Source organism: Sphingobacteriales bacterium, assembly GCA_016719635.1.
GTDB lineage: Bacteria > Bacteroidota > Bacteroidia > Chitinophagales > JADIYW01 > JADJSS01.
On sequence record JADJYT010000015.1, the window covers coordinates 41689 to 53441 of the forward strand.

Consider the following 11753-nt stretch of genomic DNA (forward strand, 5'->3'; position numbering starts at 1 on the left):
ATATGGTTGTTCTGTCGGGTGTCTTGATTTCGACAAAAATATCAAAAATAATATAGAAAGTTAATATTTTATCGCTCATTTATGCAGCAGTGTGACATGCTTATCTTGTAAAATAATAAATTGGGTTATGGTGCAGGATGAAGGATGGTATTTTTACGTTACTTGCATTCTATTCTTTGCACTTTTATTTTATCTCCTTTGTGCAGGAGGGGAGTTTTTTTATAGCTGTTCCACTGCATCAAATCCTGCACAGTTACGTCGTCATATTTTTGTGCGATCACCCAAAGGTTTTCACCGGATTTTATGGTGTGTATCTCAAAGCAATCTTTTCGTTTTGCCAAAATTTTCACCGGATTGATTTTATCCACCAATGGAGTGCTGTCACTAGCCAGTTGTTTGTTTTTTATCGCTTCCGCTTCTTCCTGCGTTTGAATGCGGCTGCTCAGTAAGTCCTTAATCCGGTTGCTTAAATAGTTAAAGCGTACAAATTTTTTGAAATCATTTTCATGCACATAAATGAGCAATTCATCATTTACATCGATAAAATTACCGTTTAGCTCATTCCATCTTCGTATTTCTTTTACTTTGCAGTGAAACCAAGATGCAACATACCCCAGATTATCTCCGCCTTTTACCGTGTAAACCACTACTTTGTAGGTCTCATCATCTTCTTTTACGAATTCAGGATTTATGATTTTAGCGGCGGGCGTCTTTTCTTTCGTTTTAAGTTCTGATGCATCTTTTTTCATTTTTTCAGGAAGCGCATTTGCCTTATGGTCGGTGGTTTTATTCCGGGCTTCTTTTTCCGGGCTTTTTTGAGAGGTAACCGTCTCCTCTTTTGGGTTTAGTATTTTTGATTTTAGTTTTTGATAAAGAGAAGTTGTTTCTTCTTCCTTTTTCTCCGACCCGGCATTTTTTTTGGCAACCGGTTTCTGACCTTTCACAACGGGTTGAGAGCTGAACTCCTCTTTCATAGCCGGTTGAAGTTCATCCAGACATGCTGTGGCAGGCATCTCTTTAGGTGAACTTTCCGGTTTGACTACTTTCGGAACCACCAGTTTTTGGGCAGTGGTGACATCTTCCGCTTTTACATACAGAGAATCCTGATACTGATTAAACATAATTATCTTTGATGAAGGTAGGTTTAAGGTAAAGTCAGCAGGGATGAGGGTTGTAAGTAATGAAGGGTTTTCATCAATGATAACCTGGCGTGGCAAATTCAGCAGGCTTTCTAAATCGTTCACCGTAATTTTCTCTCTCACGGTGACGCGTTGCGTTGTTTCCCGTTCAATGCCAAGCGGGATGATCCCGTATTGCTGAGCATATTTCATGGCATATACGGTAGCAATAAAAGATGGGACGTAGGCACGGGTTTCTGCAGGCAGGTAAGGTCTGATATCCCAGAAGTTGGTAGAACCTCCCGCTTTCTTAATGGCCTTGTTTACATTCCCAGGTCCGCAATTGTAGGAGGCAATGGCAAGGTGCCAGTTTCCATAGAGGTCATACATTTCTTTCAGATACCGTGCAGCTCCTTCACAGGCTCTGTAAGGGTCACGCCGTTCATCGACACGTTTGGATATGTTTAAATCATAGCGCAAAGCGGTGCTGTACATAAACTGCCATGGACCGCTGGCACCCTTGGGCGAAACGGCAAACGGGTTTAAGGCAGACTCCACCACGGCAAGATATTTCATTTCATCCGGCACACCGTATTCGGATAATATGGGCTCAAAGACAGGGAAAAACTTTTTCGCCCTGCCCAGCATCTTTGAAATATGGGTTTTTCTTTTAGTATTATAGGAAATGTAAGTTTGGACATGTTCATTATAATCGAGCGGAATGATATGCTGGATTTTTTTCAGCCGAACGGAAATTTGTGCACTGAGTACGATGGGATCGGGGTCATCTCTGAGCAATTGCTCTTCAGTGGGAATAACTAAGTCGCTGGAAGCATCTTTGTATTGAGATGGCGGAGAAGATTGTGACTTGCCGCTGAAAAAGGGCAAGCAAAAAGCAAAGGACAGGAATATGGGTAAGATTTTTCTGACGCACATTTTTGCAAGATAGGGAAAATGCCTTTTTATTTCCGGCAGATACTGATTTTTTAGATTTATTTAAGAAAACAGGGGTAATTGTAAGAAAATCAGATGGTTAATTTATCTGCCGGACATCATTTCCCGCGCAAAACTCAATAGCTTTTCTTCCTGCCACCTTCCCGCCATGAACTGAATGCCGATAGGCAAACCGCTCGTCGTCCTGCTTAATGGTAAAGAAATCCCGGGTATGCCGGCAATATTTGCCTGAACGGTAAATATATCACCCAGAAAAGAGGTGATAGGGTCAGACACTTCGCCGATTTTGTAGGCAGGCGTGGGTGTGGTGGGACAGAGGATGAAATCGTAATCTTCCAGTGTCTGATATGTTCTTTCTGCCACGATTCGGCGTACCTTCTGAGCTTTGGAATAATAGGCATCGTAGTAACCGGCACTCAATACGAAGGCTCCGCTCATAATTCGCCGTTGCACCTCTTTGCCAAAACCCTGTGAGCGGGTGAGTTTATAGGTTTGCTCCAAATCCTGAGCTTCCCGGGCATGAAAGCCGTATTTCACTCCGTCAAAACGGGAGAGATTGGAGGATGCCTCAGCGGTGGTTAGCACATAATATGCCGGAACGATATAACCCAGTTCATTAAAGGTTATGGCATCCACCTGATGTCCGTAGTTTTTTAGTTGTTCAATAATATCTAAGCATGATTGACGGACATCTTTATCTATACCTTCATGTTCGATGGCATTCTCGTAATAGGCAATTTTATATTTTTTATCTGACCTTATAGCTGTTGAATAGGTTGGTACTGTTTGATGTGAACAGGTTGCGTCATACTTGTCGTCGCCCGCAATCACTTCCAATATTAAGGCGGCGTCTTCCACATTATGGGTTAATGGGCCGATCTGGTCGAAAGAGGAACCGTAGGCAATCAGTCCATAACGGGAAACTCTGCCGTAAGTAGGTTTTAAGCCTACAATGCCGCAAAAGGCAGCAGGCTGCCGGATGGAACCACCGGTATCGGAGCCTAATGCCGCCATGCAAAGATCAGCTGCGACGGCTGCCGCAGAACCGCCGGAAGAGCCGCCGGAAACCCTTGTTAAGTCAACGGGATTTTTAACCGGTCCGAAAAAGGAATTTTCATTGCTGCCGCCCATGGCAAATTCATCACAGTTGGTACGTCCGATGATAATGGCATCTTCCACTATTAATCTTTCGATTACCGTGGCAGAATAAGGTGAAACAAATCCCTCCAGAATATGAGAAGCGGCGGTAGCGCAGTGATTCTTATAAACGATATTGTCCTTGATGGCTATGATTAACCCGAATAATTTACCCAACGGCAGTTGCCGGGCTATTTTTGCATCAATTTTCTCAGCGGTGGCTAATGCATCCGTTTCAAATACTTCTAAGAAAGCATTTATTTCCTGGCTTGCATGTATGTTGGTCAGATATTGTGAAGTGATTTCCCTGGCTGTAATCTTTTTATCATGTAAATCTTCTTGCAGCTTCTTCAGAGATCTGTACACTTCCACTATAGGCAAATTTAAGATTATTTGTTTTCCGGCAGTTTCTTAGGGTCTTCTTCTTTTATCCCTTTCTCAAATTCATCCTGTAAGTTCGCTTTAGCGGCATTAAACTCGCGAATTCCTTTACCAACGCCACGCATGAGTTCCGGAATTTTTTTTCCGCCAAAGAGCAGTACAACTATCGCCAAGATGAACCATAATTCCGGTCCGTGCATTCCAAACATAAGCTATTATTTACTACAAAAGTACTACTTTTTACTGTAAAATGCTTGTTAAACCCGTTTGGATATATGTTATCAATATTTAAACATTGAACCACCTCACCCATCAATATCCTTGAATCTATCGATATCCCGACGGTCTTTCTTGGTTGGCCTGCCGACGCCTTTGTCCCTCACTTCGTAAAAAACGGACGGGAAAAGCAGTTTGTTTCTTTCTTCCGGTGGAGTCAGGTCTTCAAGGCAGGCAGCAGCTATGACTGCACCCACCCTTTTTTCAATCAGTTTCAATGCTTTATATACCCATTTTTCACCTTGTCTGCTAATGTGTATGGTTTGACCGACTTTAATCAGGAAAGCAGGTTTTACAGCAACTCCGTCTATCTTTATTTTACCCGCATTGCAGGCATCAGTTGCCAGCGTTCTGGTTTTATATATCCGAACCGCCCACAGCCATTTATCGATCCTCACTTTTTCCACATCGGTCATTTTTGGTAAGATATTTGCTATTGGGTTAATGTATGATACAAATTTTATAATTTTACACTGAATACAAGATATGAAAAAGTTGATTTTTATTTTAATCTTCTTAACGGTTGCGTTCCAATTGTACTCTGGAAAACCACCTAAATTGCCCAAGCCTAAGAAACCGGGGGAGTGGATTGAACCTGCCAAAACCGAAAAATATAAATGGTAACTGGAGCTGGATAGAAACAGATTGCTGCGGATTAAGGCATGGTGTATCTACTCCTTCAAGTACCAGTGATAATATTGAATTGGAAGTTAAGGCAGATAATACCTTTTATGAAACACATACGAAGAAGAATACCCTGCCAAGAGGGGGCGTATATACGCTGTTCAAGGATAATACGGACGATATGATACAGTTTAATGATGAGCGTCCGGCTAAATATTTTTTGTCCTCAGATGGTGATACGCTTGTCTTTAGCTGGAAGTATTTAGAGCTCCAGACTGAAAAGTATGTCAGAAAAAAATAATACTGCTATCTTGATTTGGAAGTATGCTCTCTGATAACTGATTCCATTATCTTCAGCACTTCGTCTATTTCTTCGTTTGTGTTGTATTTTCCCATGCTGAAACGGATGGATTTTTCTGCCTCTTCTTTGTTTAATCCCATTGCTGTCAGTACATGTGAAGGGAGATTTTCAGCAGAAGTGCATGCCGAACCGGTGGCTACCGCTAATTTATTTTTGGTATAACGGATGATATCCACCGCTTTCATTGGGAATGTAATATTGGAAGTATTCGGAAGGCGTTCAGACTCTTTGCCGTTTATGTTAATTTGATTCCCGAATTTTTGGACAAGTCCTTTTTCCAGGTAATCTCGGCTGATTTGCATATTATTATCCAATCGGATGTTGCTGCATGCTTTTCCCAGCCCGACGATTCCCGGAATATTCAGGGTGCCGCTTCGTAAGCCACGCTCATGCCCGCCGCCATGCAATAAAGGTTCCAGGCTTACACGCGGGTTTTTCCTTCTTACATATAATGCACCGATGCCTTTGGGACCATATAGTTTATGTGCCGACAAACATAGCAGGTCGATTCCATCTTTCTGCACATCAACGGGTATCTTACCGATGGCTTGGGTCGCATCACAGAAGAAGATAGAATTTTTCCGGTGAACTATTTTGGATATTGCCGGAATATCCTGCAAGACACCGGTCTCGTTATTGGCATACATAACACAAACCAGAACAGTTTTGTCGGTGATGGAATGTTCGAGCGCGACTAAATCTATCTTACCATTCCTGTCAACAGGAAGATAGGTAATGACCGCTCCTTTCTTTTCCAGAAAATAACAGGTATCTAAAACAGCCTTATGTTCAGTCATAACGGTTACGATGTGATTCCCTTTTGTCTGGTATAGGTTATATACTCCTTTAATGGCCATGTTAATGGCTTCCGTAGAACCGGACGTGAAGATGATTTCCTGCGCTTCGCAGTTAATCGTTCTGGCAATGCTTGTTCGGGCAGTTTCTACAGCATCTTTTGCCTGTGTACCGATCAGGTGTGTTGTACTGGCAGCATTCCCAAACTTTTCCGAGAAATAGGGCAGCATCGTATGCAATACTTCCTCATCCACCGGTGTTGTTGCATTATAATCCAGGTATAAGATGTGCTTCGGCATATACTCCATGTTGATTCAAAAATAGTTATTTGGACGGGTTTAATGAAAACAAAATTTGAGAAGGCCGCATTCGTTCAGCCAAAATAAAAAATGCCACGATACTATCGTGGCAATGAAAAAGGGGGTATTGGAGTATGATTTTACCAGCAGTCTTGTACCGTTCTTTTAATCAGTGCGGTATTGATGCCAAAGGCTGCCCATCTGTTGATGATATCCTGTACCAGGGTTTCATCCATTTGCGGTGTACGGCTCAGAATCCAGAAAGTCGTTTTGGTAGGGTCGGAGACAACTGCGTAGGAATAATCATCTGCGATTTCTACAATCCAGTAATTGGAGTTTGCCGGCTCCGCTCCGAAGAATGCTACTTTCAGTTTTGTGTTGCCAGAGTTTGCTTCCACGGTGGCGCGGCCCTCTATTTGCGACGGACGTCCATCTGCACCGACTTGTTTGTTCAGCACTTTAATGGATCCGTCCGGATTAGAGGAGTACTCTGCCGTAATGCATTTAGCACCCAGTGAAAATATCTGGGGTAATGATGCGATTTCGTACCATTTGCCAGTGTATCTGGACAGGTCAATGGTAGTGGGTGTCGTTGTGATAGGCGTCAGGTTGGTAGGCAGACAGCCGCTGATGAATACCGCAGCTAGTATCAGTAAGCTGGATTTGATGGATAAGTTCTTTTTCATTGAGTTTGTTTTATTTACTATAACAGGGCATTTATTATTTTGTTTAATAAAAATCAAAAATAATTAAACAAAAAAAAGAAACCAAAAATAAAAGGCATTTTAGTATTTTCATGTCTGATATGAAAAAGATAGACCACATCGGCATTGCGGTAAAGAATGTTGAACAGTCCAATGATTTGTTTTCCAGACTCTTCAACAAGAAGCCTTTTCATCACGAATTTCTGGAAAGTCAGCAACTGAAGTTTTCTTTTTTGCACTGGAGGATACCAAGGTGGAATTGCTGGAACCTGTATCTGAAAAAAGCACTATCCACAAATTTCTGCAAACGCGCGGAGAGGGTATCCATCATGTGGCATTTGATGTCGAGGATATTTATGCGGAAATGGATAGACTTATAAGCGAAGGCTTTCAGCCGTTGACAGAGAAGCCGTATTTAGGAGCATTGAATAAATTAGTCTGTTTTTTTCATCCTAAGACCACAAACGGTGTGTTGGTGGAACTATGCCAGAAACAGAATGGATAGATAGGGTTAGATTTTTTAAAGAAAAGCTATATCACATACTTTTCATCCTTGCTTCTTATATAAAACAAATGAACGATTACAGCAGGCCCGTTTGGAAATGACCATTTCTTTTAGTTTAATGGTGATTGAAAATATTCTTTAATTCCAATACACAGGAGGTTCCGTGTTTGTAGAAATATAGTAAAAGAATAAGAAAGGCGGTACTAAAATAACTTATTTTCACCGCCATTGTTTTCAGCAGGTGCCTGTTATGTATGTTCAGTGTGTACCATACCAGAAAGTAAGCGGTTATCAGGATTGAAATAACCAATACAATGTAAAACCAGTTGTTGAAGCTTATATAATATAAGGAATTCAGTCCTGCAATAGCCAATAGCAGTCGGAAGTATTCCGCATACTTCACCCATTGTTTTTGCTCCAATATAGCACTGCAGATGATGGTTGAAAGCATCAGTACGGCAAACGCCAATACCCGAAAGAAAACGGATAATTTTTCGAAGTGATATAAATATGCAGATAAGCCGATAATGATAAAGGCAAACTGCACCAGAATGTAAATATTCAATCCTCTGCTTGCAGCCTGTACATCGTATTTGGGTTGTGATGTATCCGGTTCTGATACTGTCTGGCCTCCCAGATAATCAGGCCTCCAGCCGGCAAAGGAAAATCAGTTTCAGTTTGTCTTTCATTCCTTTAAATTGTTTGCCGACTGATACATTTCTGCGTAGTAATGTACATTCGCCCAGGCCGGATTCAGCTGTTCAGAGGTTTGGTAATACCTATAGGTAGGTTCTTCTTCCTCTTCATGAAACGTGCCAAACAGTTTATCCCAGATAATAAACATGCCGGCGTGATTCTTGTCGATGTATTTTGGATTGACACCATGGTGTACACGGTGATGTGCCGGTGAATTGAATACTGCTTCAAACCATTTCGGCATGCGCTCCACGGCTTTTGTGTGTATCCAGAACTGATAGAAAGAATTGAGGCCGGCAACAATGCTCAATGTCAATATATCCACTCCTAGAAAGGCAATCGGCAAAAGAAAAAATACAAGCAGGCTGTGTATCCACGATTGGCGCACGCAACAGTAAGGTTGTATTCTTCGCTCTTGATGATGCACGATATGTGCGCCCCAGAAAAGATTGATTTCATGCCCGAAACGATGTGCCCAGTAAAACAGAAATCAAACAATACAAAAACAATGGCATAAGCCCAGAATCCCGAAAGATGAACCAGTGCAAAGTGTTCATTTACCCAAATGTATGCACCGAGCATCAGTCCGGTTGTCAATAATTTAAACAACAAATGGCTGACACCCGCATTCAGGTTGACAGTGCATCATTCAGTCCGGTAATACTCGGATGTTTGCGTCTCGTCGCAAAATATTCTACCAGAATCAGAGTAAGAAGACAGGAATGGCTAATACCGTACTCAGGTGTTCCATATTAAATTTCTTATTTGATTTAAATTTAACTTAAGTTTGGTTGTTAAACAACGGAGATACCTATTTTAACAATAGTTTATACAACCTATGGGCATACTGCAGAAAATAACAGACCGTATAAAGGCATACATAGTGGTGAGGGCGTCACGGGGTAAAATGATTGATATTGTGGAAGTGCGAACCAAGGAAATTGGATTGACCAAGGTGGTTACCGAAACGGACATCCGCATACAAAATTCCTTTTTTCTTCCCATTACGATTGTTTCCATTCAAACTGATTTGCTAAATCGAGATGGATTAAAAGTAGGAAGGATGAGTTATACCCGGCCGAAAAATAAAAGGCAACAGCCATGAGCTGCTGACCACAACATCGGAAATCAGTATCATCACTTCCATCTTTCAGGCGATTTCGAGGCTGCTGTCACAGTATATCCTGATGCAGAGCGTAGGAACGGCGCAGGTCAAATTTTTGTGGTGGATCATTGAAATTCCGGTCAACGATTCATTTGAAATTCATCCGGAAAATTAAAAATCCTGAAAGAAGAAACGGAAGAAGAGCTGGAATCGCGTAAACATCAAGAAGCGGAATGGAAGAAGGAAATACCGCGAGATGAAAGAAAAAGGAAAGTGGCGCAGTGCCGAAAGGAAAGAGCGCCTCCTGAAACGCAGCTACGGTGATGATTATATTCCCAAAGAAGAGAGGACAAAGAAAGAAGCAAGATTTCCGGAAGAACAGGTGCTATCAGGATCACCTGACCAATTCAGTGACTGGATGAAAGCATCATTACGAAATTGAATGGAAAATCTGAATGTGGAACATCCGGTTATTCAGTGAAGGAAATGATATAGTATCAGGAAAACAGGAAGAGGTAAAAATGATAATAAATAATTAATCATTCATCATCTTCCACAGCATATCTTTCAGTGGCAAGAGATTTTCGGAAGTGAGGAAGAGAAGAATACATGCGGAATCTTCTTCGGCAGTTCTTTCGCTAGCATCTTTTCAGCTCATCATCAGCAAATCAGACTTGGAATGCCGATCACTCTGGGTTTATTGACCAATTCTTTATTATACAGCTTCAGCTCTTTCTCTAATATTTTATATTCTTTTTGATGTCGTTGCTGTCGGAAGGAATGATAAACAGCAAACAAGCATTGCGTTCTCTATGCCTCAAGAACCTTACACCCAGCCCTTTGCCGGCATGTGCGCCTTCGATGATACCCGGAATATCCGCCATGATAAAAGAGCGGTTGTCGCGATAAGCGACGACACCCAGATTGGGTACCAGTGTGGTGAACGGATAATTGGCGATTTCCGGTTTGGCGGCACTCACCACCGATAGCAACGTGGATTTTCCGGCATTCGGGAAGCCTACCAATCCGACATCTGCCAGTACTTTCAGTTCCAGGATTTTCCATCCTTCGCTGCCGGTTTCGCCCGGTTGTGCATAGCGTGGTGTCTGGTTAACAGCCGTTTTAAAGTGGTTGTTGCCCTGACCCGCCTCTTTCCGCCTTGCAGCCAAGATTACTTCCTGACCGTCTTCCAGATTTCCAACTTCTTTTCCCCGGTTTCTGCATCTTTGGCTATAGTCCCGAACGGTACTTCCAGTATGATATCTTCACCTGCTTTGCCGGACCGGAGGCCGCCTTCGCCGCCGTTGCCGTTGTCGGCATGTACGTGTTTTCGGTATTTTAAATGGAGTAAAGTCCAGAGTTGTTTGTTGCCGCGCAAAACAATATTTCCGCCTCCGCGCCGCCATCACCGCCATCCGGACCGCCTTTCGGCACATATTTTTCCCTGCGGAAATGCACCGAGCCGCCGCCGCCGTCACCGGAACGGACAAAAGTTTTACGTAATCCCAATAAAATTGTGCCTTCCATGTTGGTATCAATTGAAAAGGAACAAAGATAGCTTTTAATAAAGACCGAAAAGGGCTTAGAATATAAAGAATTCATTATCAGTGCTGACTAAGTTTTAAATCGTAAGTGCGTGACCGAATTTAACGTTGAAGTCTGAGCACCAGACTACGATATAACTGTAAGACGCCGTATTATTAGTACGGTAATAGAAATTGCCTTCAATTCCTTTTAAGGCCCCAAATCCATATATCCACCGGAAATCACATTGTCCAGTTCGTTCACCAGATACACATCCAGATTCGGACCATCATCAGTCTTAAAATTCTTAAATTCGTAAACAATTGAGTCTGATTTTGTCCAGATTAACAATTGCCCTGTTGTCGGATGAGCATCAGATTCAAAAGTTCTCGTAGAGAGCAGTGTAAAACCTGTAGCATCAAATGGGTCAGTTACCACGGTGCTGTTCGCATCTTTTTTGCAAGATGTTAAAACAATAGTTCCCAAAAATAGAATGAGAGTTGAAACAAGAATTGATTTGCGCATAAAGTTTCTTGCAAAAATCAAGATTAAATTGACTAATGTCAATAAGCAGATTGTTATTAAATGTTAGTTGATGTCGAGTCTTACATCAAAGTGGGCATGCGTTAGATGCTCTTTTTTTACCACGGTCTTCAGTGCTTCGAAAATCATCAATAGTGCCGACACCATCCAATTCGACTACCTTATCCGATTTTTTATAGTGATCTGCGACCTGAGCAGTTTCTTTTAAGTATACTTTAAACCGATTGCGAATGATTTCATCGTTCATGTCATCTGCCCTGCCGGAGGTCTTGCCCCGCTCCTTAATGCGTTTTACAATCTCATCTTCCGGAACTTCCAGTGCCAGCACCAAAGAAATGCTGGTGTTTTTTAAACCAATAATTTATCGAGCGCTTCCGCCTGTGGTTGTGTGCGGGGAAATCCGTCAAAAAATGAAACCTTCCACTTTTCTGCATATTCATCCAGCTTGTTGGAAAGCATGCCAATGGTGACTTCATCCGGAACCAGTTCGCCCTTGTCCATGTATTTTTTGGCTTCCAAGCCAAGTGGCGTCTCGTTTTAATTCAGAACGGAATAAATCGCCGGTGGAAATATGCAATAAATTAAATGCTTCCGCAATCTTACAGCCTGAGTGCCCTTGCCACTTCCCGGAGGACCAAATAAAATAAGATTGATCATTATAATTTAAAATTCTATGCTCAAAGATAACTAAAAGCAAACGCTCTGTTATTTCGATAAGATTAAGGAATTGT

12 protein-coding genes and 3 pseudogenes are annotated in these 11753 nt (G+C 42.0%); 4 read left to right on the plus strand and 11 right to left on the minus strand.

What is annotated here, in order from left to right; all coding sequences use genetic code 11:
- Window positions 1-158: 158 nt before the first annotated feature.
- The 4 genes from IPM95_14670 to IPM95_14685 all read right to left on the minus strand — a co-directional run bounded on the left by IPM95_14670 (window position 159) and on the right by IPM95_14685 (window position 4282).
- Complete coding sequence (locus tag IPM95_14670; protein ID MBK9330502.1) at window positions 159-2054, minus strand: transglycosylase SLT domain-containing protein; 1896 nt, start codon at window positions 2052-2054, stop codon at window positions 159-161.
- A gap of 102 nt (window positions 2055-2156) precedes the next feature.
- Window positions 2157-3581 (minus strand): Asp-tRNA(Asn)/Glu-tRNA(Gln) amidotransferase subunit GatA, encoded by a 1425-nt coding sequence (gene gatA / locus IPM95_14675; GenBank protein ID MBK9330503.1) that lies wholly within the window; start codon window positions 3579-3581, stop codon window positions 2157-2159.
- A 17-nt stretch (window positions 3582-3598) separates the two neighbouring features.
- Complete coding sequence (locus IPM95_14680) at window positions 3599-3799, minus strand: twin-arginine translocase TatA/TatE family subunit (GenBank protein MBK9330504.1); 201 nt, start codon at window positions 3797-3799, stop codon at window positions 3599-3601.
- 96 nt (window positions 3800-3895) lie between these two features.
- On the minus strand, window positions 3896-4282 hold the full coding sequence (locus IPM95_14685; GenBank protein ID MBK9330505.1) for an RNA-binding S4 domain-containing protein: 387 nt from the start codon (window positions 4280-4282) through the stop codon (window positions 3896-3898).
- Window positions 4283-4455: 173 nt separating this feature from the next.
- Here IPM95_14685 and IPM95_14690 point away from each other — a divergent pair, with 173 nt between their 5' ends.
- The gene (locus tag IPM95_14690) at window positions 4456-4791 is read left to right on the plus strand and encodes a hypothetical protein (protein ID MBK9330506.1); all 336 of its coding nucleotides are present in this window, start codon (window positions 4456-4458) and stop codon (window positions 4789-4791) included.
- 5 nt (window positions 4792-4796) lie between these two features.
- On the opposite strand, the gene IPM95_14695 is transcribed toward IPM95_14690, so the two are convergent.
- A complete protein-coding gene (locus tag IPM95_14695) occupies window positions 4797-5945 on the minus strand; it encodes a cysteine desulfurase (protein MBK9330507.1) in 1149 nt (382 codons plus the stop codon).
- Window positions 5946-6085: 140 nt separating this feature from the next.
- On the minus strand, window positions 6086-6631 hold the full coding sequence (locus IPM95_14700; GenBank protein MBK9330508.1) for a lipocalin family protein: 546 nt from the start codon (window positions 6629-6631) through the stop codon (window positions 6086-6088).
- Window positions 6632-6750: 119 nt separating this feature from the next.
- Here IPM95_14700 and mce point away from each other — a divergent pair.
- Window positions 6751-7154, plus strand: a pseudogene (gene mce, locus IPM95_14705) (methylmalonyl-CoA epimerase).
- Between the two features lie 115 nt (window positions 7155-7269).
- Here mce and IPM95_14710 read toward each other — a convergent pair.
- Both IPM95_14710 and IPM95_14715 read right to left on the minus strand, forming a co-directional pair.
- Window positions 7270-7719 (minus strand): hypothetical protein, encoded by a 450-nt coding sequence (locus IPM95_14710; GenBank protein ID MBK9330509.1) that lies wholly within the window; start codon window positions 7717-7719, stop codon window positions 7270-7272.
- A gap of 120 nt (window positions 7720-7839) precedes the next feature.
- Window positions 7840-8337: a sterol desaturase family protein gene (locus tag IPM95_14715; protein MBK9330510.1), complete on the minus strand. Its 498-nt coding sequence runs from the start codon at window positions 8335-8337 to the stop codon at window positions 7840-7842.
- A 351-nt stretch (window positions 8338-8688) separates the two neighbouring features.
- Here IPM95_14715 and IPM95_14720 point away from each other — a divergent pair, with 351 nt between their 5' ends.
- Both IPM95_14720 and IPM95_14725 read left to right on the plus strand, forming a co-directional pair.
- Window positions 8689-8955, plus strand: a complete 267-nt coding sequence (locus tag IPM95_14720; GenBank protein ID MBK9330511.1) for a hypothetical protein — start codon at window positions 8689-8691, stop codon at window positions 8953-8955.
- Between the two features lie 256 nt (window positions 8956-9211).
- Entirely contained in the window at window positions 9212-9397 is a 186-nt protein-coding gene (locus IPM95_14725) for a hypothetical protein (GenBank protein MBK9330512.1), read from the plus strand.
- A 218-nt stretch (window positions 9398-9615) separates the two neighbouring features.
- Here IPM95_14725 and obgE read toward each other — a convergent pair.
- The 3 genes and pseudogenes from obgE to IPM95_14740 form a co-directional block, all read right to left on the minus strand.
- Window positions 9616-10482, minus strand: a pseudogene (obgE, locus tag IPM95_14730) (GTPase ObgE).
- 207 nt (window positions 10483-10689) lie between these two features.
- Window positions 10690-11004: a hypothetical protein gene (locus IPM95_14735; GenBank protein MBK9330513.1), complete on the minus strand. Its 315-nt coding sequence runs from the start codon at window positions 11002-11004 to the stop codon at window positions 10690-10692.
- An 85-nt stretch (window positions 11005-11089) separates the two neighbouring features.
- Window positions 11090-11679 (minus strand): annotated as a pseudogene (locus IPM95_14740) (adenylate kinase).
- Window positions 11680-11753: the final 74 nt, after the last annotated feature.

Coding starts and splice junctions, on each gene's coding strand:
- IPM95_14700 (MBK9330508.1), bottom strand. CDS start 6,631: ATGAAAAAGAACTTATCCATCAAATCCAGCTTACTGATACTAGCTGCG.
- IPM95_14735 (MBK9330513.1), bottom strand. CDS start 11,004: ATGCGCAAATCAATTCTTGTTTCAACTCTCATTCTATTTTTGGGAACT.
- IPM95_14725 (MBK9330512.1), top strand. CDS start 9,212: ATGAAAGAAAAAGGAAAGTGGCGCAGTGCCGAAAGGAAAGAGCGCCTC.
- IPM95_14695 (MBK9330507.1), bottom strand. CDS start 5,945: ATGCCGAAGCACATCTTATACCTGGATTATAATGCAACAACACCGGTG.
- IPM95_14685 (MBK9330505.1), bottom strand. CDS start 4,282: ATGACCGATGTGGAAAAAGTGAGGATCGATAAATGGCTGTGGGCGGTT.
- IPM95_14680 (MBK9330504.1), bottom strand. CDS start 3,799: ATGTTTGGAATGCACGGACCGGAATTATGGTTCATCTTGGCGATAGTT.
- IPM95_14670 (MBK9330502.1), bottom strand. CDS start 2,054: ATGTGCGTCAGAAAAATCTTACCCATATTCCTGTCCTTTGCTTTTTGC.
- IPM95_14720 (MBK9330511.1), top strand. CDS start 8,689: ATGGGCATACTGCAGAAAATAACAGACCGTATAAAGGCATACATAGTG.